The 24,750-nt window shown below is 68.8% G+C and carries 15 protein-coding genes; 9 read left to right on the forward strand and 6 right to left on the reverse strand.

The annotated features are described in order from the left end of the window. Nucleotides 1-23 precede the first annotated feature (23 nt). Both ASD69_RS20370 and fusA read right to left on the reverse strand, forming a co-directional pair. The gene (locus ASD69_RS20370) at nt 24-1,277 is read right to left on the reverse strand and encodes a mechanosensitive ion channel domain-containing protein (RefSeq protein ID WP_056182984.1); all 1,254 of its coding nucleotides are present in this window, start codon (nt 1,275-1,277) and stop codon (nt 24-26) included. A gap of 115 nt (nt 1,278-1,392) precedes the next feature. Next, nucleotides 1,393-3,453, reverse strand: a complete 2,061-nt coding sequence (gene fusA / locus ASD69_RS20375) for an elongation factor G (RefSeq protein WP_056182989.1) — start codon at nt 3,451-3,453, stop codon at nt 1,393-1,395. Between the two features lie 447 nt (nt 3,454-3,900). Here fusA and ASD69_RS20380 point away from each other — a divergent pair, with 447 nt between their 5' ends. From ASD69_RS20380 to ASD69_RS20395, 4 genes are all read left to right on the forward strand, one after another. Continuing rightward, nucleotides 3,901-4,329 carry an OsmC family protein gene (locus ASD69_RS20380; protein ID WP_056182992.1) on the forward strand — a complete coding sequence of 143 codons (429 nt, stop codon included), beginning with the start codon at nt 3,901-3,903 and terminating at the stop codon, nt 4,327-4,329. 37 nt (nt 4,330-4,366) lie between these two features. Beyond that, nucleotides 4,367-5,059: an alpha/beta fold hydrolase gene (locus ASD69_RS20385; RefSeq protein WP_056182995.1), complete on the forward strand. Its 693-nt coding sequence runs from the start codon at nt 4,367-4,369 to the stop codon at nt 5,057-5,059. 102 nt (nt 5,060-5,161) lie between these two features. Next, on the forward strand, nt 5,162-5,857 hold the full coding sequence (locus ASD69_RS20390) for a hypothetical protein (RefSeq protein ID WP_056182998.1): 696 nt from the start codon (nt 5,162-5,164) through the stop codon (nt 5,855-5,857). Nucleotides 5,858-6,025: 168 nt separating this feature from the next. Beyond that, entirely contained in the window at nt 6,026-6,274 is a 249-nt protein-coding gene (locus tag ASD69_RS20395; protein ID WP_056183004.1) for a hypothetical protein, read from the forward strand. Between the two features lie 112 nt (nt 6,275-6,386). Here ASD69_RS20395 and ASD69_RS20400 read toward each other — a convergent pair whose 3' ends face one another. Genes ASD69_RS20400 through ASD69_RS20410 form a run of 3 tightly spaced genes read right to left on the reverse strand, consistent with a single transcriptional unit; the run spans nt 6,387 to nt 8,492 of the window. Beyond that, complete coding sequence (locus ASD69_RS20400; protein ID WP_157499369.1) at nt 6,387-6,668, reverse strand: hypothetical protein; 282 nt, start codon at nt 6,666-6,668, stop codon at nt 6,387-6,389. 17 nt (nt 6,669-6,685) lie between these two features. Next, a complete protein-coding gene (locus ASD69_RS20405) occupies nt 6,686-7,561 on the reverse strand; it encodes a PhzF family phenazine biosynthesis protein (protein ID WP_056183011.1) in 876 nt (291 codons plus the stop codon). Between the two features lie 43 nt (nt 7,562-7,604). Further along, on the reverse strand, nt 7,605-8,492 hold the full coding sequence (locus ASD69_RS20410; protein WP_056183015.1) for a PhzF family phenazine biosynthesis protein: 888 nt from the start codon (nt 8,490-8,492) through the stop codon (nt 7,605-7,607). 272 nt (nt 8,493-8,764) lie between these two features. Between ASD69_RS20410 and ASD69_RS20415 the strand changes: the two genes are divergently transcribed. The 4 genes from ASD69_RS20415 (at nt 8,765) to ASD69_RS20430 (ending at nt 15,058) form a co-directional block, all read left to right on the forward strand. Further along, nucleotides 8,765-11,374 (forward strand): bifunctional aspartate kinase/diaminopimelate decarboxylase, encoded by a 2,610-nt coding sequence (locus tag ASD69_RS20415; RefSeq protein ID WP_235567279.1) that lies wholly within the window; start codon nt 8,765-8,767, stop codon nt 11,372-11,374. Next, the gene (murL, locus tag ASD69_RS20420; RefSeq protein ID WP_056183021.1) at nt 11,374-12,735 is read left to right on the forward strand and encodes a UDP-N-acetyl-alpha-D-muramoyl-L-alanyl-L-glutamate epimerase; all 1,362 of its coding nucleotides are present in this window, start codon (nt 11,374-11,376) and stop codon (nt 12,733-12,735) included. The genes ASD69_RS20415 and murL overlap by 1 nt, the downstream gene beginning before the upstream one ends. Next, nucleotides 12,716-14,104, forward strand: a complete 1,389-nt coding sequence (gene murD / locus ASD69_RS20425; protein WP_056183024.1) for a UDP-N-acetylmuramoyl-L-alanine--D-glutamate ligase — start codon at nt 12,716-12,718, stop codon at nt 14,102-14,104. The genes murL and murD overlap by 20 nt, the downstream gene beginning before the upstream one ends. A 165-nt stretch (nt 14,105-14,269) precedes the next feature. Beyond that, complete coding sequence (locus ASD69_RS20430; protein WP_056183032.1) at nt 14,270-15,058, forward strand: dienelactone hydrolase family protein; 789 nt, start codon at nt 14,270-14,272, stop codon at nt 15,056-15,058. Between the two features lie 305 nt (nt 15,059-15,363). Here ASD69_RS20430 and ASD69_RS20435 read toward each other — a convergent pair whose 3' ends face one another. Beyond that, a complete protein-coding gene (locus ASD69_RS20435) occupies nt 15,364-16,362 on the reverse strand; it encodes a polyprenyl synthetase family protein (protein WP_056183036.1) in 999 nt (332 codons plus the stop codon). Between the two features lie 567 nt (nt 16,363-16,929). On the opposite strand from ASD69_RS20435, the gene ASD69_RS20440 reads away from it, so the two are divergent. Next, nucleotides 16,930-18,261, forward strand: coding sequence for a DUF11 domain-containing protein (locus tag ASD69_RS20440; RefSeq protein WP_162250683.1), 1,332 nt, complete (start codon nt 16,930-16,932; stop codon nt 18,259-18,261). The last annotated feature ends 6,489 nt before the right edge of the window (nt 18,262-24,750 follow it).

Genomic DNA, 24,750 nt, shown 5'->3' on the forward strand with positions numbered 1-24,750 from the left:
GAATCCGACCCGCGCGCCCCCGCCTAGGGCACCGCCAGTTCGATGCCCTGGGCGCGGAATTCGGCCAGGGTGGCGTCGTAGATGTCCGACAGCAGGGCGTGCTGGCCGTTCTCGATGTCGGCGATCCACAGCTGCGCTTCCAGCACGATGCCCTTGTCGGTGACGGTGCTGACGTAGACCCCGGGTTCGGGCGTGCGCAGCACGCGCGGCTGGGCGGCGACCGCGCGCAGGAAAATGGTGCGCGCGGCCACGGTGTCGGTATCGCCCTTGACCAGCAGGGTCGAGGTCAGACGCACGTTGCGGTCCGACCACGACTGATTGAGGATGGTGTTGCCGGTCAGGGTGTCGTTGGGAACGATCGCTTCCAGGCCTTCGCGGGTGCGGATCACGGTGTAGCGCACAGTCATGCGCGTGACCTTGCCGGTCACGCCGCCCACGGACACGTTGTCGCCTACCCGCACCGACTGCTCGAACAGGACGATCAAGCCGCTGACGTAGCTGGCCGCCAGCTTCTGCAGGCCCAGGCCCAGGCCGATGCCGAGGGCGCCGCCGAACGCGGCCAGCGCGGCCAGATTGATGCCGCTGACGCTGAATATCAGCATCAGCGCGACCAGCCACACCAGCACGCCGGCGATGCGCGACAGCGCCAGGATGTGGTTGGGCGCCAGGTGCGGACTGCGCTGGATGGCCTTGTCCAGGGTCCGCGTGGCCCAGTACGAAACGATCACGATGATCACGCCGACCACCAGGCCGCTGACCACGTCCTCGGTGCTCAGCGTGATGTTGCCCAGCGTGAGCTTGGAGGCGAACAGCTTGGCGACCAGCGGGTAGCGCGCACCGAACACCGCCAGCATGGTCATGGCCCAGGCCAGCACCGTGGCCACTCGCATCAGGACCTTGAGCAAGGGCGTCGGCCGGAACAGCAACTCGACCAGGGCGCCGGGGATGCGCACCAGCACGAATACGCCCAGGGCCAGGAACACCAGCGAGATCGCGGCGCGGCCGAATTCGTTGACGATGCCCAGCGGCCCGGGGATGGCCAGCAGCAACAGCGCCAGCGTGGGCGTGAACAGATAGTCCAGCAGGATGCGCAGGCGCGGCCGCTCGCTCAGGCGCGGGCGCAGGCGCTGTTTCAGGTAGTGGGACAGCAGCAGCGCCGCGATCACCAGCGCCAGCGCGATCACCGCCTCGACCGGGTGCGCGGTCACGGACAGGGCCGTGTCCAAGGTCTTTTCGAGCTCTGGATCGACCGCCGCGGCGGGGGTGTCGGGCTTCATGCGCAGGCTCGGCTGGGGGAGGGGGCCGCGCGCGAGGCAGCGCGCGGCCTGCGGCGATTGTGAACATCGCCAGCGTCCCGCGCCAGCGCGCGGGAACGCCAGGGGGAACGCGCGCTCAGTCCTCCTCGGCCCGCGGTTTGAAGGCCTCGACCAGCTTCTGCTGCACGTTCGCCGGTACCGGCTCGTAGTGGCTGAAATCCAGCGAGTAGCGCCCGCGCCCGGCGGTCACCGATTTCAGCTCGGCCGCGTAGCCTTCCAGTTCCGACAGCGGCACCTGCGCCTTGACGATGATCTCCTGGCCGCGCGCGGCATCCGTGCCGTTGATGCGCGCGCGCTTGCTGGCCAGGCCGCCGCTGATGTCGCCCATGTGCTGCTCGGGTGCGTTGACCTCCAGGTCGACGATGGGCTCCAGCACTTGCGGGCGGGCCTTGCCGATGGCGTCGAGGAAGGCCTTCTTGCCGGCGGCCACGAACGCGACCTCCTTGCTGTCGACCGGATGGTGCTTGCCGTCGTAGACGATCACGCGCACGTCCTGCATCGGATAGCCGGCCAGCGCGCCCTGGTGCAGCACCTGGCGCACGCCTTTCTCCACCGCCGGCAGGAACTGGCCGGGGATGGTGCCGCCCTTGACCTCGTCGACGAACTCGAAGCCGCCGCCGCGCGGCAGCGGTTCGACGCGCAGGAAGACTTCGCCGAACTGGCCGGCGCCGCCGGTCTGTTTCTTGTGGCGGTGATGGCCCTCAGCCTTGCCGCTCACGGTTTCACGGTAGGCGATGCGCGGCGGGCGCGACTTCACTTCCACGCCGTACTTGTCCTTCAGGCGGTCGATGTTGATGCGCAGGTGCAGGTCGGACAGGCCGCGGATCACGGTTTCGTTGGTCTCGGTCTCGTGCTCGACGTGGAAGCAGGGGTCCTCTTCCGACAGCTTGTGCAGCGAGGTCGCCAGCTTCTGCTCCTGGCCCTTGCTGGCCGCTTCCACCGCCAGGCCGAACATGGGCTTGGGGAAGTTCAGTGGGGCCAGATGGATATGGTCCTCGTCGTGGCTGTCGTGCAGCACCGCGTCGAAGTGCAGTTCCTCGACCTTGGCCACCGCGGCGATGTCGCCGGGGATGGCCTGCTCGATCTCGACGTGGTCCTTGCCCTTGAGCTTGAACAGATGCCCGACCTTGAACGGCTTCTTGCCGTCGTCGACGAACAGCTGGGTGTCGCGCTTGAGCGTGCCCTGATAGACGCGGAACACGCCGAGCTTGCCGACGAAGGGGTCGTTGACGATCTTGAACACGTCGGCGATCACGTGCGCCTTGGGATCGGGCGCGGCCACGATCGGCTGTGCGTCCTCGCCCACGCCTTTTACGAACGGCGGCGGATTGGCCTCGGCCGGATTCGGGAACAGCGCCTCGGCCGCGTCCAGCAGTTCCTTGACCCCGACCCCGCTGCGCGCCGAACAGAACAGCACCGGCACCAGATGGCCTTCGCGCAGGCATTGCTCGAAGGCGTCGTGCAGCTCCGCGCTGCTCAGGCCGCTTTCGCCCAGGTCCAGGTAATGCTCCATCACCGTTTCGTTGATCTCCACCACCTGGTCGATGATCTTCTGGTGCCAGTCGCCGACGCTGCCCAGGTCGCTGCCCTCGGCGCTGCCGGCCGCGGAGGCGGCGTAGCAGTCGAGCACGCGCTGGCCGCGGTCGGCGGACAGGTTCAGGGGCAGGCATTCGGGGCCGAAGCTCTCGCGCAGGTCCTCGAGCACGCGCGCCGCATCGGCGCCTTCGTGGTCGATCTTGTTGACCACCAGCACCCGGCAGAGGTTGCGCGCCTTGGCGTGCTCCATCATCCGGCGGGTGCCGTACTCGACCCCGGTGTCGGCGTCGACCACGATCGCGACCGTCTCCACCGCCGCCAGCGCCGACAGAGTCGGGCCGCGGAAGTCGGGATAGCCGGGGGTGTCGATCAGGTTGACGTGGATGCCCGCGTGATCGGTGCTGGCGATGGCGGCGTCCAGCGAATGGCCGCGCTGTTTCTCGATCGGATCGAAGTCGGAGACGGTGCTGCCGCGTTCGATGCTGCCTGCCGTCTGGAGTGCGCCGCCGGCCTGCAGCAGGGCTTCGAAGAGCGTTGTTTTGCCGGCGCCGGGGTGGCCTGCCAAGGCCACGTTGCGGATGGATTGAGTGCTGTAGGACATGAGCGGACTTCTCCCTGGGTGAGGGTGGGAAGGCCGTCATGGCTGTCCGCGCTGCGCGCCCGAGCGTGGAGCGCTCGGCGGGCGGTCATGGCGGGTGCCGGCTTTCGGGGGGCCGGGAATCAAGACTCCCGCAGGCGAGGGGGCGGGTCAAGCCCGGCTTGGGTTGCGTTGCAACATGGGTCGCAGAAGCAAATCCCCTCGATCCATCCGGCCAGCGGGCACAGCCCGCTGGCGCTCAGTCGCGCACGAACCTGCGGTTCATAGGCCGCGCGCCCTCATTCCAAAGGGGGAAGACCCGCCGTTGCAAGGCAGATCAGTCTCCCCACTTCGTTGCTGGCTGTTCCCCCCTTTGCAAAGGGGGGCTAGGGAGAATTTGCTCTTAGCCGCAATACAGAACTAACACCCCCGCAGTTACCCTGACCGCCCTTCATCCTCCGGAGTCCACTCATGGGTATTTCGCGACACGCCACCGCGCATTGGGAAGGCGATCTCAAAAGCGGACAGGGCCGTCTCAGCAGCCAGAGCGGCGTGCTGGACAACACCCGCTATGCCTTCAACACCCGCTTCGGCGACGAGAAGGGCACCAACCCGGAAGAGTTGATCGCGGCCGCGCACGCGGGCTGCTTCACCATGGCGCTGTCGGCCAAGCTGACCGAGGCCGGGCATCCGCCGGCGCGCCTGGACACCCGCGCCGAAGTCGATCTGTCGATGGAAGGCGGCCCGAACTTCTCGCAGATCCGGCTCAAGGTCAGCGCCGACGTGCCCGGCATCGACGCCGCCAAGTTCCAGGCCATCGCCGAGGACGCCAAGGCCAACTGCCCGGTGTCGAAGGCGCTGAGCGCGGTGCCGATCAGCCTGGAAGCGACGCTGGCTTGAGTCCGCGCGCGACGCCCGCGACGCGCGGTCTGCGTTGATGTCCGCGCGCGAACCCATCCGCCACGTCCTGCTAATCCACGGCGCGGGCGGCGGCGCTTGGGAATGGAACCGGTGGTGCGAAGTCTTGCGCGCGCGCGGCTTCGATGCGCATGCGCCGGACTTGCAAGCCACGGACGCCGGTTTGGCCGCGACCGGTTTCGACGACTATGCGGCGCAGGTGCGCGCCGCGTTCGTGCGCCTGCCGCGTCCGCGCGCGCTCATCGGCGCCAGTCTCGGCGGGCTGCTGGCCTTGCCTTGCGCCGACGCGGCCGACGCCCTGGTGCTGATCAATCCGTTGCCGCCTGCGCCTTGGGCAGCGCGCCTGCCGGCGCGCGAATGGCCGCCGATCGTGCCCTGGCGGCGCGAGGCCCGTCTGGCCTCGACCCGGCGCGCACTGGCGGATGCCGACGAAGCCGCCGCGCTTTACGCCTACCGGCGCTGGCGCGACGAGTCCGGGGCGGTGCTGCGCGCCGCGCAGGACGGGATCGCCGCCGTCGCGCCGAGCTGCGCCAGCTTGTTGGTCGCATCGGCGCAGGACGAGGATGTCCCGCCCGAGCTCACCGCCGAATGGGCCGCGGCCTGGGGTGCCGACTGCCTGCGCGCACCGTCGCCCAGCCACGTCGGCCCTCTGCTGGGGCGCGGCGCGGCCGAATTGGCGGGGCGCGTCGCCGACTGGCTGTCGGCCAGGTAAACGCCGCCAGGGCCGGCACCGAAACCGGGCCCGGATTCAGCCGGCGTTGACCGCGCCGACCCGACGATGCGATCCACGCCATCCCGGCGTGTGGAGCCCGCCATGAAGCGCCTGTCCGTCACCGCCCTTAGCCTGGTCCTCGCCGCCGCCACCGGCGTCGCCTCGGCGCAGTCCTATCCGCAGAACGGCTACGGTTCGGCCTATCCGGCCTCTACCGGTTCGCAGGTCGACTATGCGCGCGTGCTGCGCGTCGATCCGGTGTTCGATTCCTACAACAGCGGCCAGTACGGCGCGCAGCGTTGCTACGAGCGTCCGACCTACGTCAACGGCGGCGGCACCTACGACGGCTACGACGACCGCGGCTACGACGACAACTACCGCCGCGACGACGGCTACACCGACCAGTACGGCAACTCCCGCCACTCGGCCGGCACCGAAACCGGCCGCACCGTGGCCACCGTGATCGGCGGCATCCTCGGCGCCGCGGTCGGCAGCCAGGTCGGCGGCGGCAGCGCGCGCTACGCGACCTCGGCAGTCGGCTCTATGGTCGGCGGCATGGCCGGCCGCAGCGTGTACGAACAGAGCAAGCGCAACAGCAACCGCGATCGCGTCGGTTCGGTGCGCGTCTGCGACCCGGTCCAGAACACCGGCTACGGCAACACCGGCTATGGCGGCGACGATCGCGCGGTCAGCGCCTACGACGTGACCTACGAATACGGCGGCCGCAGCTACCGCACCCGCACCAACTACCACCCCGGCGACAAGATCCGCGTGCGCGTGGACGTGCGTCCGGAGTAAACGCGCCTACGGTCGCGCGGCAACTTGAACGACCGCGGCGATAAACAACAGCAAGAGGACCGGCGAGAGCTGGTCCTCTTTTTTTGTGCCTTAGATATGCCGCCGCGCACTCTTCGCCCAAGTGCTAGCATTTTTCTGCCCGCTGGGGCTAACAGAAGGAGCGAAGGAATGAGCAAGCGCATAGGGAAATTCGCGATCGCCGCGGTGTTGTTGTTTACGGCCGGTGCGGCGCTGGCAACAGAAGTGTTCGACGTGTGGGGTTATGGCATCAGCCCTGGCGCGGCACGCGACGATGCTTTTTCACTCGGCCGCCAGCTATGCATCGGCAACGGTTATTTCGGAGCCTCGGTGGAAGAGGTGCAAACCTACCAGTCCGGCGGTGGCTACATCACCTACGGCATCGCGCAGTGTTACTGATCTGAACGCTGGGTTGGGGCGGCGACGCTTTGGCCCAGTTTCTCGTACTGCGGCCGGTGGGCCCGGCAAGCGCGATCGATCCGAGTAAAGCACCCTCTCGTTCGCGTGTCGCCTAGTCCAGTTGCGACAGCAGCCAGATCACCGGAATCGCGAGCATCCCTGCTCCCGCTCCCGCCATTTCTCCGGGGATCCGATACCGGAACAGTGCCAGTGTGCGCGCCGCCATCAGTGAAGCCATGCTGATCATGATCACAACGATGCAGACGATGCCGGTGGTCCCGTAGCGAAGCGTCCCTGACGCCAGAAGGATGGCGCACTTGGCCGCGGCGGCAAAAAAGCCGCAATACATGACGAACGTGACGAGAAACGCCCCAGGTTTGCTCCTGAACGTCATGCTGTCCCGTTGGCTGCTCACCAATCGATATGCCCGCTCACGATCGGATGCACCTGACCGCCCGACCAGACGTCGCCGTCGGCATCCACGCGCAGTTGCAGGCGCGCGTCGAAACCGACTTCGCGGCCCTGGCTGACGGTGTAGCGGCCGTCGCGGCCGGGCAGGGCGTGGTTGTGCTGCAGCCAGGCCGCGAGGGTGGCGTTGGCGGCGCCGGAGGCGGCGTCTTCGAACTGCGCGGGCGCGCCGACGAAGGCGCGCACCACCAGATCGTAATCCTGGCCCGCATCGGCGCGCGCGAATGCGCACAGGCCCATGCTCTCGGTGCGTTCGGCGAGTTCGCCGATCGCGTTCCAGTCAGGCGTCGCGGCGCGCAGTGCGGCTTCGTCGCGCAGTTCGGCCAGCCACCAGCGGCGGCCGCCGTCCATCAGCGCCGGCGGCAGTGCGCCCAGGGGCAGAGCGTTGAGGGCGGCGCTCAGGCGCGGATCCTCGGCGCCGGCGGTTTCCAGCACGCGTGCGCGCGGCGTGCGCACCGCGATCGTGCGCATGGCGCCTTCACCGTCCACCGCCAAGGGCAGCAGGCCGGCCACGCCTTCCTGCAGCAGTCGGCCGTCGACGGGCGCGGCCAGGCCGGCGTCCAGCACCACGTGCGCGGTGCCGACGCTGGGATGGCCCGCGAACGGCACCTCGCGGCGCGGACTGAACATGCGGATGCGGTAGCTCGCGCCCGGCGCGGTCGGCGCGAACACGAAGGTGGTCTCGGGCAGGCGGGTCCAGCGCGCGATCGCCTGCATGGCGGCCTCGTCCAGGCCCTCGGCATCCAGCACCACTGCGAGCGGGTTGCCGGCGCCGGGACGGTCGGCGAATACGTCCAATTGCAGGTAGCGGCGTTTCATTGTCGGATCGCGTCGCGGCGTGGGGTCCGCTGGGTCGCGCAGCTTACCAATCGGCGCGGCCGCGGATAACCGCCTGGACCCGGCCGCCGATCCAGATCTCGCCCTGCTCGTCCAGGGCGACCTCGACCCGGCCGTCGCGGCCGAGCTCGCGGCCCTGGCTGGCCACATAGCGCGTGGCCCCGCCCGGGAAGCCGCCGTCGGCGGCGAGCTGGGCGCCGATCGCGGCGTTGACGCTGCCGGTGACCGGGTCCTCGGGGATGTTGTCGGCGGGGCAGAAGGCGCGCACCGCGAGCTGGTGGTCGGGCGCCTCGGCAGGCGCGTAGACCGCCAGGCCGACCGCGGCGCAGGCGCGGGTCAGGGCCGCGATGGCGGGCAGGTCCGGCTGCAGCGCGCGCACCGCGGCGGCGTCGGTTAGCTCCAGCACCCACCAACGCGCGCCGTTGTCCCATAGCGTCGGCGCTCGCGCGCCCAGCGGCAGGGGGGCGCTCACCACGGCCAGCGCGGCCGCGATCGCCTCGGGTTCGCCCAGGCTGGCGATCTCGATGCGCTGCGCGCGCGGCGCCCGCACCGACACCAGCGCACGCGCGCCGCTGCCGGCCACGCGCACCGGCAGCAAGCCCGCCGCGCAGTCCTGGACCAGGGCGCCGTCGCGGGGGCTGGCCAGGCCGGCGTCGATCGCGGCCCAGGCCGCGCCCACACTGGGATGGCCCGCGAAGGCCAGTTCCTGGCGTGGGGTGAAGATGCGCACCCGGTAGTCGGCGCCTTCGACCGGCGGCAGCAGGAAGATGGTTTCGGACAGGTTGGTCCAGGCCGCGAAGGCCTGCATCGCCGCGGTGTCCAGACCGTCGGCGTTCAAGACCACGCCCAGCGGATTGCCCGCTCCCGGCCGGTCGGCGAATACGTCCAGTTGCAGATAGCGGCGCAGGGTCATGGCGATCTCGTACGCGGGGCGGGCGGGTCAGTAGAACCGTTCCGCCACGGTCGTTCCAGTGTTGCGCGCGCCGCCGGCCTGCGCCGGTGCTTTCCCGTTTAGAATCGCAGCTTCATGCCCGCGGCGCGGGCGAGCGCGACTCTTCAGACCCGGCTTCGGCACGTCCGTGGGCCCGGTCGTCGCGCCCGGCGGCCGCGGCATGGTTCCCAAACACACGCCCGGCCGCGGCCGGGCATCGATTAGAGCGCGACAACAGACCGGAGACAGTGGCGGTGGCGGAAGCATCTCGTTGGGTAGTACTCAAGTTCGGCGGCACTTCGGTGTCCCGCCGCAACCGTTGGGACACCATCGGACGCCTCGCTTCCAAACGCATGCACGAGGACGGCGTACGCGTCGTGGTCGTGGTCTCGGCCCTGTCGGGCGTCACCAACGAACTGCAGGCGATCGCCAGCGCGCCCGAAGGCGCGCAGGACGAGATCGCGGCGCGCGTGCACGCCCTGGTCGAACGCCATCGCGCGTTCTGCGCCGAACTCGACCTGAACGCCGACGCGGTGCTCGGCGAGCGCCTGGCCGCGCTGCAGGCGCTGGCGGTCGATCCGCGCATGGCCAGCCGCGCGCTGGATTGGCAGGCCGAGGTGCTGGCCCAGGGCGAACTGCTGTCCTCGACCATCGGCACGGCCTATCTGCGCAGCCAGGGCCACGATTTCGGCTGGTGCGACGCGCGCGATTGGCTGGACGCGGTCTCGCTGCCGAATCAAAGCGCCTGGGCGCGGCGTTTGTCGGTGAACTGCCGGCGCGAACCCGATCCGGAGTTCGCCGCGCGCTTCGCCCGCCAGGCCGCGCCCATGCTGCTGACCCAGGGCTTCATCGCCCGCCACGACGACGGCGGCACCGCGATCCTGGGCCGCGGCGGTTCGGATACCTCGGCGGCGTATTTCGGCGCGCTGCTCAAGGCGCAACGGGTCGAGATCTGGACCGATGTGCCCGGCATGTTCAGCGCCAATCCGCGCGAAGTGCCGGACGCGCGCCTGCTGACCCGCCTGGATTACGCCGAGGCGCAGGAAATCGCGACCACCGGCGCCAAGGTCCTGCACCCACGTTCGATCGCGCCCTGCCGCGACGCCGGCGTGCCGATGGCGATCCTCGATACCGAGCGCTTCGATCTGCCGGGCACCCGCATCGACGCCAGCGCGGCGACCGTGCCGGGCGTCAAGGCGATCAGCCGCCGCAACGGCATCGTGCTGGTGTCGATGGAAAGCATCGGCATGTGGCAGCAGGTCGGCTTCCTCGCCGATGTGTTCGAGCGCTTCAAGCGCCACGGCCTGTCGATCGACCTGATCGGTTCGTCGGAAACCAACGTCACGGTGTCGCTGGATCCCAGCGAGAACCTGGTCAACAGCAACGTGCTGGAAGCGCTGTCGGCCGATCTGGCCGAGGTCTGCCGGGTCAAGGTGATCGCACCCTGCGCGGCGGTCACCCTGGTCGGGCGCGGCATGCGTTCGCTGCTGCATCGCCTGTCGGACATCTGGGCCGCGTTCGGCCGCGAGCGCGTGCACCTGATCTCGCAGTCCTCGAACGACCTCAACCTCACCTTCGTCATCGACGAAGCCGATGCCGATGGCCTGCTGCCGCATCTGCACCACGAGTTGATCCGCGGCGGCGCGATGCCGGTGCGCGACGACAGCGTGTTCGGCCCGAGCTGGCGCGAGATAGCGCACGGCAAGCCCACGCGTGCGCCGGCCTGGTGGCGCGGCGCGCGCGAGCGTCTGCTCGACGTCGCGACGGCCGGCACCCCGCGTTACGTCTACGACCTGGAGACCGTGCGCGCACGCGCGCGGTCGCTGCGCGATACGCCGGCTATCGATCGTTGCTACTACGCGATCAAGGCCAATTCGCATCCCGAGATCCTGCGCGCCATCGCCGACGAAGGCTTCGGCCTGGAATGCGTGTCGTTGGGCGAGATCGAACGCGTGTTCGAAACCCTGCCGCAGCTCGATCCGGCGCGCGTGCTGTTCACGCCCAGCTTCGCGCCCAAGCGCGAGTACGTCGCCGCGTTCGCGCGCGGCGTCACCGTCACGCTGGACAACCTCGAAGCCTTGCAGAACTGGCCCGAGGTGTTTCGCGACCGGTCGATCTGGCTGCGCATCGATCTGGGCCACGGCGAAGGCCATCACGAAAAGGTCCGCACCGGCGGCGTCGCCGCCAAGTTCGGCCTGCCGATGTCGCGTTTCGACGCCTTCGTCGAGCACGCGCGCCGTCTCGGCGTGCGCATCGCCGGCCTGCACGCGCACCTGGGCAGCGGCATCGACGATCCGCGCCACTGGCGCGGCGTGTACGCGCAGCTCGCCGGCTTGGCCGACGGCATCGGCACCATCGAGACCATCGACATCGGCGGCGGCCTGCCGATCGCCTACACGCCGGAGGCGCCGGCGTTCGATCTCGCCGCCTGGCGCGCCGGCTTGGCCGAGATCAAGGCCGCGTACCCGCGCTACGGCTTGATCGTCGAGCCGGGCCGTTACCTGGTCGCCGAGAGCGGCGTGCTGCTGTTGACCGTCACCCAGGTGGTCGAGAAGGACGGCGTGCGCCGGGTCGGCGGCGACGCCGGCATGAACGCGCTGATGCGTCCGGCCATGTACGAGGCCTATCACGGCATCCACAACCTCAGCCGCCTGGACGACGCCGACAACGTCGCCTTCGACGTGGTCGGACCGATCTGCGAGAGCAGCGACGTGCTCGGCCGCGGCCGCCCGCTGCCGCGCGCGACCGCCGAGGGCGACGTGCTGCTGGTCGCCGACGCCGGCGCCTATGGCATGGCGATGGCGCATACCTACAACCTGCGGGCGCTGCCCGCCGAGCAAGTACTGCAAGAAGGTGATCTGTAATGACTGATTGGCGTTTCCAGCGCGATGCGATCCGCGCGTTCCGTTTCGTGCGTTGCGGTTTCGACGCGGCGAGCGGCGTGGCGCAGCTGGTCTACGCGTTCGACGACGGCCCGGAGCTGATCGAAACGATCACCGTGCCGGGCGCGCCGTTCCAGTTGGACACGCAGCGCGCGGCCGCGGTCGAACGCGCGCTGCGGCTGCTGCATCTGATCGCGGGCGTGAGCTACTACAAAGCGGCGGTGCCCGAGGACATCCGCATCGATTCCTACGAGATCGATGCCGACACCGCGGCGCTGCTGGAGCTCATCTACGTCAACGGCCTGGGCGAGTTCGCCTATCGCAACGGTCTGAACCTGCACGGCCGCATCCGCTTCCCGCATACCACGGCGGCGACGCCGGTGGCGCCGTCGCTGGGCCTGAGCGCGCACGCGCTGGTCGCGATCGGCGGCGGCAAGGATTCGCTGGTCAGCATCGAAGCCCTGCGCAGCCTGGGCGAGGAGCAGACCGTGACCTGGATCGGCGGTTCGCAGCTGATCGCCGCCTGCGCGCAGCGTACCGGCCTGCCCACGCTCAACCTGGGCCGCGCGCTCGCGCCGCAGTTGTTCGACTACAACCGCGAAGGCGCCTGGAACGGCCACATCCCGGTGACGGTGGTGAACTCGGCGATCATGGTGCTGGCGGCGCTGCTGCACGGCGTCGATCAGGTGGTGTTCTCCAACGAACGCTCGGCCAGCTACGGCAGCCTGATCGAAGGCACCGGCGAGGTGAATCACCAGTGGTCCAAGGGCTGGGCCTGCGAGCAGGCGTTCGGCGACCACGTGCAGCGCCAGGTCGCGGCCGACCTGCAGTACTACTCGCTGCTGCGTCCGCTCAGCGAGCTCGCGGTCGCGCGCCAGTTCGCGCGCAGCGACCGCTACGACGCCCACTTCAGCAGCTGCAACCGCAACTTCCATATCCTCGGCGAACGCCCGGCCAACCGCTGGTGCGGCGTGTGCCCGAAATGCCACTTCGTGTTCCTGGCGCTGGCGCCGTTCATGCCCAAGCCGCGCCTGGTCGGCATCTTCGGCCGCAACCTACTCGACGATGCCGGCCAGATCGGCGGCTACGACGCGCTGCTGGAGTATCAGGACCACAAACCCTTCGAATGCGTGGGCGAAGGCCGCGAATCGCGCGCCGCGATGGCCGCGCTGAGCGAGCGCCCGGAGTGGCGCGAGGACACCTTGGTCGAACGTTTCGCGCGCGAGATCCGGCCGCAGTTGAGCGCCGAGGATCTGCGCATCGAACCGCTGCTGGTGCTGGACGAGGAACAGCGGCTGCCGCCCGCCTTGTGGGAGCGCCTGCGTGCGCATTTCGCAGCTTGACGGACGCCGCGTAGCGCTTTGGGGCTGGGGCCGCGAAGGCCGCGCCGCCTACCGGCTGCTGCGCGAGCGCCTGCCCGAGCAGACCCTGACCCTGTTGTGTTCGCAGGACGAGGCCGCCGATGCGCGCGCGCTCGGCGATACGCGCCTGCTGATCGAGACCGCCGCCAGCGCCGAGCGCCTGGGCGCGTTCGAGTTCGTGATCAAGTCGCCGGGCATCAGCCCTTACCGCGCCGAGGCCGTGGCCGCGACCGAACAGGGCGCGCGCTTGCTCGGCGGCACCGCGCTGTGGTTCGGCGAACACCCCGAAGCGCGCACGGTCTGCGTGACCGGGACCAAGGGCAAGAGCACCACCACCTCACTGTTGGCCCATTTGCTGCGCGCGGCCGGTCATCGCACCGCTTTGGCCGGCAACATCGGCCTGCCGCTGCTGGAGCTGATGGCGCCTGAGCAAACGCCGGAATTCTGGGCGATCGAGCTGTCCAGCTATCAGACCGGCGACGTCGCCGTAGGCGGCGTGCGGCCCGAGGTCGCGATCGCGCTCAACGTGTTCCCCGAACACCTGGACTGGCACGGTTCGCATGCGCGCTATGTCGAGGACAAGCTGCGCCTGTTGACCGAAGCCAAGCCGCGTATCGCCGTGCTCAACGCCAACGACGCCACCCTGGCCGCATTGGCGCTGCCCGACAGCGAAGTGCGCTGGTTCGGGCGCGAAGACGGCTGGCACCTGCGCGGCGATGCGCTGTATCGCGGCGATGTCGAGATCATGGATACCTCGGCGCTGCCGCTGCCGGGGCGCCACAACCGCGGCAATCTGTGCGCGGTGCTGACCGCGATAGAAGCGCTGGGTCTGGACGCGGCGCCGCTGGCCGCGCACGCGGCGAGCTTCCGTCCGCTGCCGCACCGTCTGCAGCCGATCGGCACGCGCGACGGCATCGCCTACGTCAACGATTCGATCAGCACCACGCCGCACGCCAGCCTGGCCGCGCTGGATTGTTACGACGGCCGTCGCATCGCGATCCTGGTCGGCGGCCACGACCGCGGGGTGGAGTGGGGGGTGTTCGCCGATGCGATGCGGCGCAAGGCGCCGGTGGCGATCGTGACCATGGGCGAGAACGGCCCGCGCATCCATGCCTTGCTGTCGCCGCTGGCAGCGCAGGCGGATTTCCGCCTGAGCGCGGCACAGGATCTGGCCGAGGCGATGGCGCAGGCGCGCGCGGCCCTGGCCGGCGAGGGCGTGATCCTGCTGTCGCCGGGCGCGCCCAGCTTCGGCCCCTATCGCGATTACGTCGCGCGCGGCCGCCATTTCGCCGAGCTCGCGGGCTTCGACCCCGACGCGATCAGCTCGATCCCGGGCCTGGGTGTGGCTTAGGGCAGGAGTGAGGAGTGAGGAGTGAGAAAACCAGGGCGCGAACGCTTTGGCTCCCGCTCACTACTCACTACTCACTTCTCTACGCTCACTGCTCGCTTGCCCCCTTTCTCCCGATCGTCACGCCGAAGCACTACGCTGCCCGGACACCCGTCCAGGAGCCCCGCCATGCGCCGTCGTCTCGTAGCCGCTATCGTCCTCGTCCTGTGCGCCTCGCCGGCGCTGGCCGCGATGCAGGCCAAGCCGGTGAAGTGGAAAGTCGGCAAGGATGCCTTCACCGGGGTGCTGGTCTACGACGACGTCAACGCGATCAAGCGCCCGGGCCTGGTGATGGTGCCGAACTGGAAGGGCGTGACCCCGGCCGCGATCGAGCGCGCCAAGCTCATCGCAGGCGACGATTACGTGGTGCTGGTCGCCGACGTCTACGGCAGCAAGATCCGGCCCAAGAACGACAAGGAGGCCGGCAAGGTCGCCGGCCCGCTGCGCGCCGACCGTCCCAAGTTGCGCGCGCGCATCCAGGAAGCGGTGAAGGTGCTCAAGGCCCAGGCCGGCAAGGCGCCGGTGGACGCGGGCAAGATCGGCGCGCTGGGCTACTGCTTCGGCGGCAGCACGGTGCTGGAACTGGTGCGTGGCGGCAGCGAACTGGCCGGTGTGGTCAGTTTCCACGGCGGCCTGTCCACCGATCTGCCGGCCCAGGACGATGGCGCGCGCACGCCGGTGCTGGTGCTCAACGGCGCCGACGACCGCGGCATCACCGATCAGGACATCGCCAGCTTCGAGAAGGAAATGGACGCGGCCGGCGCCGACTGGCAGTTCGTCAATTTCAGCGGCGCGGTGCATTGCTTCGCCGAGCCGGAAGCCAACAATCCGCCCGGTTGCGTCTACAACGAACGCGCCGCCAAGCGCGCCGAGCGCATGATGCGCGACTTCTTCGCCGAGCGTTTCGCGGCGGAGTGAGCGGTGTGCGGGTAAGTGGGGGTGTGTCCTTCGAGCGGAAAGCAAATCTCCCCTAACCCCTCTTTTGCAAAGAGGGGGACTGCATTCGAAAGAGGGGGCGCACTCGAAAGAGGGCTGCATTCGAAGCGGGATGCGTACGAAGCGGGATGCGTACGAAGCGGGGCTGCATTCGAAGCGGGACTGCATTCGAAGCGGAGCTGCATTCGAAGCAGAAGCCGCGCGCGACGGTATCGAAGCGCACCGCTCTTAACCTCCCCCTTTGAAAAAGGGGGATTGAGGGGGATTTGCTTCTCCCCCCAGCGGATTCAATGATCGCGGCTGACCGCGTACCTCGCCAGCCCGCGCAGCGCCGCCGTGTAGTCATTCTCGTCCAGGCCTTCCAGTGCGGTCTCGGCGGCGTCGGCGTAGTCGCGCGCGCGCTGGCGGCTGTAGTCCAGGCCACCGGTGGCCTGGATCGCGGCCATCACGTCCGGCATCGCGTCGGTGTCGCCGTGCTCGACCGCCGCGCGCAGGCGCGCGCGCACCGCGTCGTCGCTGTGCGCGATGGCGTGGATCAGCGGCAAGGTGGCCTTGCCCTCGGCGAGGTCGTCGCCGAGGTTCTTGCCCAGGGTCTGCGCGTCGGAGGCGTAGTCGAGCACGTCGTCGGCGATCTGGAAGGCGTAGCCCAGGGCCATGCCGTAATCGTGCAGGCGCTGCTGGGTGGCCGGGGCGGCGCCGGACAGCAGCGCGCCCAGGCGGGTCGCAGCGGCGAACAACACCGCGGTCTTGCGCTCGATCACGCGCAGGTAGGCGGCTTCGTCGGTATCCGGGTTGCGCACGTGCAGCAGCTGCAGCACCTCGCCCTCGGCGATGGCGTTGGTGGTGTCGGCCAGGATCTTCATCACTTCCATGCGGTCCAGTTCGACCATCAGCTGGAAGCTGCGCGAATACAGGAAGTCGCCGACCAGCACGCTGGCGGCGTTGCCCCAGACCGCGTTGGCGGTCTTGCGGCCGCGGCGCAGGTCGGATTCGTCGACCACGTCGTCGTGCAGCAGGGTGGCGGTGTGGATGAACTCGACCACCGCCGCCAACTGGTGCGCGTCCGGGCCGCGGTGGCCCAGGGCGCCGGCCGCCAACAGCAGCAGCATCGGCCGCAGGCGCTTGCCGCCGGCGCCGACGATGTACTCGGCGACCTGGTTGATCAGGACCACGTCCGAGGCCAGCCGGCGCCGGATCAGGGCATCGACCGCCGCCATGTCGTCTCGGGCCAGGGATTGGATGGTCGCCAGGTCGGGGACGGACAGGGACGGTGCGCTGGAGGGCATGGGACGGCCGATGCGGTGGGGATGGAAAGTATAGGGCGCGGCCGTGTTCGGCCGAATGCCCGGTGTTTTTCAGCGTAGGTCGGATGGGCGCATCGGGGGCGAGGGGCCGCCCGGCGAATGCGCATAAAAATCACACTTTATATGTGTGTTTTAAGCCACGCACTTTGCGCAATCAGTGGTTTATAGGGGATTTCCCTATTCAATAGGTCACAAAAGTGACGTACAACGGCGGCATCTGACCTGTGCGTCTGGCACACCTGACGGTGACTCCAGCGGAAGGTTAGTGTGCGCTTGGTTGCAGGTGTTGTGTGATGGGTGGCACACTATTTGCAACGTACTCCCGGAAGCCAAGGCCGACGGGGGCGCGTAGTGCGGAAGGGGAGACAGGGACAGGTCGCTCATTGCGTCCGCGCGAACCGGGGCTCAGGCAAAGGGCTGAGCACGGAATTGGCACATGTTGGGTACCTATTTGGTACCTGGGGGCTTCAACCAAAGTCACGCAGCTCGAGTACGCACGACGAGGAGTCGGGCGTGGTCGGCGCGATGGCGCGCAGCGCACGAAATCTCATGACCGAAGCAATGCCTACTTGCGTCGTAACGCGCGACAGCGCCCGCCGCATCCGTCGTTCGCTCGCGCTATGCGCGTCGTGGGCCTTGCTGTGGGTCGCCGGCTCGGTATCCGCCGCGACTACCGGCACTTGGGCGACGCCCGGCAACTCGGCCAACGCGACCGCGGCGGGCGTCACCGTGAACTGGGCCGGTGCGATCGGCGGCGGCAGCCCCTACGGCAACGACACGTTCAACACCACCAACTTCTGGAACAACCCCTACACGGGTACGGTCGCCGGCGCCAACGCGCTGCTCATGACGATCCCTCCCAACACCTACACCATCACCGTCACCTTCAGCAAAGCCGTGGACAACCCGGTGCTGCATATGGACCGCATCGGCGGTTCCTCGGGCGGCCTGAACAACTCCTCCTTGTGGACCCTGAGCAGTAGCGTGTCCACCGGCGGCACCGTCGGTCTGACCCGACTCAGCGGAAACTCGGTCTTCACCGTTACCGGCAACAGCTTCCAGCGCACGACCGGTGGCGTCGCCGCCGCAAGCACCGAATGCAGCACCACCGCCGCCAACGGCACCGGTTGCGGTTCGATCCGCTTCGACGGCACCGGCATCACCAGCCTGACCTTCACCGTTTCGGCCATCGATCCGGGCGGCGGCAGCGCTGGCGACGGCCTGGAAGTGATCTGGTCGCTCGCCGGCTCCGACCTGCGCATCGTCAAGCAGACCCTGGCCAACACCGGCAGCTTCCCCTTCACCGGCACCAATGGCGTGGGCTCGCCGACGCTCAACACCGCGACCCTCAATCCTCAGACCTCGGCGGTGTTTCCGATCACCAATCACGCCGCGGCGATCAGCGTCACCGAAACCGCGGTGGCCGGCTTCGTTCTGCAGTCGGCGACTTGCCGCGATCAGAGCAACGCGGTGGTGACCTCGTCCCTGGCCGGCAACGTGCTGACCATCGCCACGGCCAACTACCGCGCCAACCAGAACATCACCTGCACCTTCGTCAACGCGACCACGTCCGATCTGACGATCGCCAAGAGCGATGTCGCCACCAGCTACACGCCGGGCGGCACCACCAGCTACACGCTGATCGCGCGCAACTTCGGCGCGCTGACGATCACCGCCGCACAGATCGCCGACACGCTGCCTGCCGGCGCGACCTTGTCGGGTCCGTGGAGCTGCGCCGCCAGCGCGGGTTCCAGCTGCAGCGTCGCCAACGGCGGCGCCGTCGGCGGCAATACCGTTTCGCTCACCGTGAACCTGCTTGCCAACGGCACGGCCACCATCACCGTACCGGTGGCGTTCAACGCCAACGCCGGCGCTTACTGACCCTGTCTGGGCCTACGCATGAAGACTGCCAACACCCGCCCGCTCGCTCGCCCGCTGCATAACCGCCGCGAGGAGGGCGTGGGAACGCGTCTGTCCCGGACCGTGTCGCGTATCGCGCTCGCCGCGATGCTGCTGCTCGCGGCCCCGCTGGCGTTGGCCCAGGTCTTCCCGCCGTCGCTGAGCAACACGGCGTCGATTTCGCCGCCCAGCGGCGTCACCAACAGCGGCGCTTCGTGCACCGGCGCCGGCCGCAGCTTCAGCGCCGGCGTCTGCTCTTCCACCGACACCAATACCCTGGCGGCCTCGTCCGATCTGGCGATCAGCAAGACCGGCACCGCCGCCGTCAATCAGGGCGGCACGGTCACCTACACGATCCGCGCCTGGAACAACGGCCTCAGCGGCTCGCTGGCCGCGACCATCGCCGACACCGTGCCGGCCAATCTGACCTCGGTCAGCTGGACCTGCGCCGGCACCGGCGCGGGCTCTACCTGTAGCGCGGCCAGCGGCACCGGCAACACCATCAGCCTGACCGCCAACCTGCCGGTCGACACCGGCGCGACCACCACGCCGGACACCGCTTTCGTCACCGTCACCGTCACGGGCACCGCGACCACGCCGGGCGCGATCATCAACACCGCGACGATCGCCGCGCCGGCCGGCGCCACCGACCCGACCCCGGGCAACAACAGCAGCTCCGCCAATACCACGATCACCGCGCTGAGCGATCTGGCGATCAGCAAGACCGGCACCGCCACCGTCAATCAGGGCGGCGCGGTCAGCTACACCATCCGCGTCTGGAACAACGGCCCGAGCGCCGTCACCGGCGCCAGCATCGCCGATACCGTGCCGGCCAATCTGACCTCGGTCAGCTGGACCTGCGCCGGCACCGGCGCGGGCTCCACCTGCAGCGCAGCCAGCGGCACCGGCAACACCATCAGCCTGACCGCCAACCTGCCGGTCGACACCGGCGCGGCCACCTCGGCCGACACCAGCTTCGTCACCATCACCGTGACCGGCACGGCGACCACGCCGGGTGCGATCACCAATACCGCGACGGTGGCGGCCCCGGCCGGCACCAGCGATCCGACCGCCGGCAACAACAGCAGCGCGGCCAACACCACCATCGTGGCGCTGGCGGATCTGGCGATCACCAAGGGCGTGTCCAACAGCACCCCGGCCGTGGGCACCAACGTCACGTTCACGCTGACCGTCACCAACAACGGCCCGTCCGCCGCGGCTGCAGTGTCGGTCGCCGACCTGCTGCCGGCCGGCTACACCTATGTGTCCGATAACGGCGCGGGCGCCTATGTGTCCGGCACCGGCGTGTGGACCATCGGCTCGCTCAACAACGGCGCCAGCGCTTCGTTGCAGATCGTGGCGACCGTGCGCGCGACCGGGCCCTACGCCAATACCGCGACGGTCACCTCGACCACCAGCGATCCGACCCCGGGCAACAACACCGCGACCTCGACGCCGGTGCCGGTGGCCTCGGCCGACCTGTCCATCATCAAGGGCGTGTCCAACAGCACGCCGGCCGTGGGCAGCAACGTCACGTTCACCCTGACGGTCACCAACAACGGCCCGTCCGCCGCCGCCGCCGTGTCGGTCGCCGACCTGCTGCCGGCCGGCTACACCTATGTCTCGAACAACGGTGGCGGCGCTTATGTGCCGGGCACGGGCGTCTGGACCATCGGTACGCTCGCCAACGGCGCCAGCGCTTCGCTGCAGATCGTGGCGACAGTGCGCGCGACCGGGCCCTACGCCAACACGGCGACGGTGACCTCGACCACCAACGACCCGACGCCTGGCAACAACACCAGCACCTCGACGCCGGTGCCGGTCGCTTCGGCCGACCTGTCTATCGTCAAGGGCGTGTCGAACAGCGCGCCGGCCGTGGGCACCAACGTCACGTTCACCCTGACGGTCACCAACAACGGCCCGTCGGCCGCGGCCGCGGTCTCCGTTGCCGACCTGCTGCCGGCTGGCTACACCTATGTGTCGGACAACGGCGCGGGCGCTTATGTGCCCGGTACCGGTGCCTGGACCATCGGCTCCTTGGCCAATGGCGCCAGCGTTTCGTTGCAGATCGTCGCGACCGTGCGCGCGACCGGTCCGTACGCCAACACGGCTACGGTCAGCTCGACCACCACCGACCCGACCCCGGGCAACAACACCAGCACCTCGACGCCGGTGCCCGTGGTGTCGTCCGACCTGTCCATCGTCAAGGGCGTGTCCAACAGCACCCCGACCGTGGGCAGCAACGTCACGTTCACGCTGACCGTCACCAACAACGGTCCGTCGCCCGCGACGGGCGTGTCGGTCGCCGACCTGCTGCCGAACGGCTACACCTATGTGTCCGACAACGGCGCGGGCGCTTACGTGTCCGGCACCGGCGTGTGGACCATCGGCAACCTGGCCAACGCCGCTTCGACTTCGTTGCAGATCGTGGCGACCGTGCGCGCGACGGGCACCTACGCCAACACGGCGACGGTGTCCTCGACCTCCAACGACCCGACCCCGGGCAACAACACCAGCACCTCGACGCCGACCCCGGTGGCTTCGGCCGACCTGTCCATCGTCAAGGGCGTGTCGAACAGCACGCCGGCCGTGGGCACCAATGTCACCTTCACCCTGACCGTCACCAACAACGGTCCCTCGGCCGCGGCCGCGGTCTCCGTCGCCGACCTGCTGCCGGATGGCTACACCTACGTGTCGGACAACGGCGCGGGCGCTTATGTGCCCGGTACCGGCGCCTGGACCATCGGTGCGCTCGCCAACGGCGCCAGCACCTCGCTGCAGATCGTCGCGACCGTGCGCGCGGCCGGCCCGTACGCCAACACAGCCACGGTCAGCTCGACCACCAACGACCCGACCCCGGGCAACAACACCAGCACCTCGACGCCGGTGCCGGTGGCCTCGGCCGACCTGTCCATCGTCAAGGGCGTGTCCAACAGCACGCCGGTGGTGGGCAGCAACGTCACCTTCACCCTGACGGTCACCAACAACGGCCCCTCGGCCGCCGCGGCTGTTGCCGTCGCCGATCTGCTGCCCAGTGGTTACACCTATGTCTCCGACAACGGTGCTGGCGCGTACGTGTCCGGCACCGGTGTGTGGACCGTCGGCAGCCTGGCCAACGGCGCCAGCGCTTCCTTGCAGATCGTGGCCACCGTGCGCGCCACCGGCACCTACGCCAACACCGCGACCGTGTCGTCGACCACCAACGACCCGACCCCGGGCAACAACACCTCGACCTCGACGCCGACGCCGGTGGCCTCGGCCGACCTGTCCATCGTCAAGGGCGTGTCGAATAGCACGCCGATCGTGGGTACGAACGTTACCTTCACCCTGACCGTCACCAACAACGGTCCGTCCAGCGCGGCCGCTGTGTCGGTCGCCGACCTGCTGCCGAACGGCTACACCTACGTGTCCGACAACGGGGGCGGCGCATACGTGCCGGGCACCGGTGCCTGGACCATCGGCACGCTCGCCAACGGCGCTAGCGCTTCGCTGCAGATCGTGGCGACCGTGCGAGCGACGGGCACCTATGCCAACACCGCAACGGTCACCTCGACCACCAATGATCCGACGCCGGGCAACAACACCAGCACCTCGACGCCGACGCCGGGCGCCTCGGCCGACCTGTCCATCGTCAAGGGCGTGTCGAACAGCGCGCCGGTCGTGGGTACGAACGTTACCTTCACCCTGACCGTCACCAATAACGGTCCGTCCAGCGCGGCTGCGGTGTCGGTCGCCGATCTGCTGCCCAACGGCTACACCTATGTGTCGGACAACGGTGGCGGCGCATACGTGCCTGGCACCGGTGCCTGGACCATCGGCACGCTCGCCAACGGCGCCAGCGCTTCGCTGCAGATCGTGGCGACCGTGCGCGCGACGGGCACCTATGCCAACACCGCAACGGTCACCTCGACCACCAACGATCCGACACCGGGCAACAACACCAGCACCTCGACTCCGGTCCCGGTCGCTTCGGCGGACCTGGTCATGGTCAAGTCCGTCGACAATGCGACCCCGACGGTAGGTAACAACGTCGTGTTCACGCTGACGGTCACCAACAATGGTCCGTCCGCCGCGACGGCCGTCTCGGTCGCCGACCTGCTGCCGAGCGGCTACACCTACGTCTCCGACAACAGCGCAGGCGCTTACGTCTCCGGCACTGGCGTGTGGACGATCGGTAGCCTGGCCAACGGCGCGTCTGCTTCGTTGCAGATCACCGCAACGGTCAATGCGACGGGCGCCTACGCCAACACCGCAACGGTCACCTCGACCACCAACGATCCGACGCCGGGCAACAACACCAGCACCTCGACGCCGACCCCGGTCGCGTCCGCCGACTTGGTCATGGCCAAGTCGGTCGATAATGCGACTCCGACGGTGGGTAACAACGTCGTGTTCACGCTGACGGTCACCAACAATGGTCCGTCCGCCGCGACGGCCGTCTCGGTCGCCGACCTGCTGCCGAGCGGCTACACCTACGTCTCCGACAACGGCGCGGGTGCTTACGTCTCCGGCACTGGCGTGTGGACGATCGGCAACCTGGCCAACGGTGCGTCGACCTCGTTGCTGATCACCGCAACGGTCAACGCCACCGGCACCTACGCCAACACCGCGACGGTCACCTCGACCACCAACGATCCGACGCCGGGCAACAACACCAGCACCTCGACGCCGACCCCGGTCGCGTCCGCCGACTTGGTCATGGCCAAGTCGGTCGATAATGCGACCCCGACGGTAGGTAACAACGTCGTGTTCACGCTGACGGTCACCAACAACGGCCCGTCGGCTGCGGCTGGCGTCTCGGTCGCCGACCTGCTGCCGAACGGCTACACCTACGTCTCCGACAACGGTGCGGGCGCTTACGTCTCCGGCACTGGCGTGTGGACGATCGGCAACCTGGCCAACGGTGCGTCGACCTCGTTGCTGATCACCGCAACGGTCAACGCCACCGGCACCTACGCCAACACCGCGACGGTCACCTCGACCACCANCCTACGTCTCCGACAACGGCGCGGGTGCTTACGTCTCCGGCACTGGCGTGTGGACGATCGGCAACCTGGCCAACGGTGCGTCGACCTCGTTGCTGATCACCGCAACGGTCAACGCCACCGGCACCTACGCCAACACCGCGACGGTCACCTCGACCACCACCGACCCGACCCCAGGCAACAACACGTCGACCTCGACCCCGACCCCGGCGGCTTCGGCCGATCTGGCGATCGTCAAGGGCGTGTCGAACGCCAACCCGAATGTCGGCGACAGCGTCACCTTCACCCTGACCGTCACCAACAACGGTCCGTCCGCCGCCACCAGCGTGTCGGTGACCGACCTGCTGCCGGCCGGCTACACCTACGTGTCCGACGACAGCGCGGGCGCGTACGTGCCGGGCACCGGCGCCTGGACCATCGGCAACCTCGCCAACGGCGCCAGCGTCGCGCTGAACATCGTGGTCACCGTCAACGCCGCCGGCCCGTACGCGAACACCGCGACGGTGACCTCGGCCACCAACGATCCGACCCCGGGCAACAACACCAGCACCTCGACGCCGGGCCCGGTCCCGACCGCCGACCTCGCCATCGTCAAGGGCGTGTCGAATGCGAACCCGGTCGTGGGCACGAATGTCGTGTTCACGCTGACGGTCACCAACAACGGCCCGTCGCCGGCGGCGGCGGTGTCGGTCGCCGACCTGCTGCCGAACGGCTACACCTACGTCTCCGACAACGGTGCAGGCGCTTACGTGTCCGGCACCGGCGTGTGGACGATCGGCAACCTGGCCAACGGCGCCAACGCTTCGCTGCAGATCACCGCGACGGTCAACGCCACGGGTACCTACCTCAACACCGCGACCGTTTCGTCCACTACCAACGATCCGACCCCGAGCAACAACACCGGTACGGCCACGACCACGCCGGTCGCCTCGGCCGATCTGATCATGGCCAAGTCGGTCGATAACGCGACTCCGACGGTGGGCACCAACGTCGTGTTCACCCTGACGGTGACCAACAACGGTCCGTCGGCCTCGGCCGGCGTCTCGGTCGCCGACCTGCTTCCGAACGGTTACACCTACGTCTCCGACAACGGTGCAGGCGCTTACGTGTCCGGCACCGGCGTGTGGACCATCGGCAGCCTGGCCAACGGCGCCAGCGCTTCGCTGCAGATCACCGCGACGGTCAACGCCACGGGTACTTACCTCAACACCGCGACCGTTTCGTCCACCACCAACGATCCGACCACGGCCAACAACACTGGCACGGCCACCACGACCCCGGTCGCCTCGGCCGATCTGGTCATGGCCAAGTCGGTCGATAACGCGACCCCGACGGTGGGCACGAACGTGGTGTTCACCCTGACGGTGACCAACAATGGCCCGTCGGCTTCGGCCGGCGTCTCGGTCGCCGACCTGCTTCCGAACGGTTACACCTACGTCTCCGACAACGGTGCAGGCGCTTACGTGTCCGGCACCGGCGTGTGGAC

Origin of the sequence: Lysobacter sp. Root604 (assembly GCF_001427505.1) — a bacterium.
Taxonomy (GTDB): domain Bacteria; phylum Pseudomonadota; class Gammaproteobacteria; order Xanthomonadales; family Xanthomonadaceae; genus Lysobacter.

Excerpts from the sequence above, each read along its gene's own strand:
- ASD69_RS20370 (WP_056182984.1), bottom strand. The coding sequence starts at position 1,277 with ATGAAGCCCGACACCCCCGCCGCGGCGGTCGATCCAGAGCTCGAAAAG.
- fusA (WP_056182989.1), bottom strand. The coding sequence starts at position 3,453 with ATGTCCTACAGCACTCAATCCATCCGCAACGTGGCCTTGGCAGGCCAC.
- ASD69_RS20380 (WP_056182992.1), top strand. The coding sequence starts at position 3,901 with ATGGGTATTTCGCGACACGCCACCGCGCATTGGGAAGGCGATCTCAAA.
- ASD69_RS20385 (WP_056182995.1), top strand. The coding sequence starts at position 4,367 with ATGTCCGCGCGCGAACCCATCCGCCACGTCCTGCTAATCCACGGCGCG.
- ASD69_RS20390 (WP_056182998.1), top strand. The coding sequence starts at position 5,162 with ATGAAGCGCCTGTCCGTCACCGCCCTTAGCCTGGTCCTCGCCGCCGCC.
- ASD69_RS20395 (WP_056183004.1), top strand. The coding sequence starts at position 6,026 with ATGAGCAAGCGCATAGGGAAATTCGCGATCGCCGCGGTGTTGTTGTTT.
- ASD69_RS20400 (WP_157499369.1), bottom strand. The coding sequence starts at position 6,668 with ATGACGTTCAGGAGCAAACCTGGGGCGTTTCTCGTCACGTTCGTCATG.
- ASD69_RS20405 (WP_056183011.1), bottom strand. The coding sequence starts at position 7,561 with ATGAAACGCCGCTACCTGCAATTGGACGTATTCGCCGACCGTCCCGGC.
- ASD69_RS20410 (WP_056183015.1), bottom strand. The coding sequence starts at position 8,492 with ATGACCCTGCGCCGCTATCTGCAACTGGACGTATTCGCCGACCGGCCG.
- murL (WP_056183021.1), top strand. The coding sequence starts at position 11,374 with ATGACTGATTGGCGTTTCCAGCGCGATGCGATCCGCGCGTTCCGTTTC.
- ASD69_RS20430 (WP_056183032.1), top strand. The coding sequence starts at position 14,270 with ATGCGCCGTCGTCTCGTAGCCGCTATCGTCCTCGTCCTGTGCGCCTCG.
- ASD69_RS20435 (WP_056183036.1), bottom strand. The coding sequence starts at position 16,362 with ATGCCCTCCAGCGCACCGTCCCTGTCCGTCCCCGACCTGGCGACCATC.
- ASD69_RS20440 (WP_162250683.1), top strand. The coding sequence starts at position 16,930 with ATGACCGAAGCAATGCCTACTTGCGTCGTAACGCGCGACAGCGCCCGC.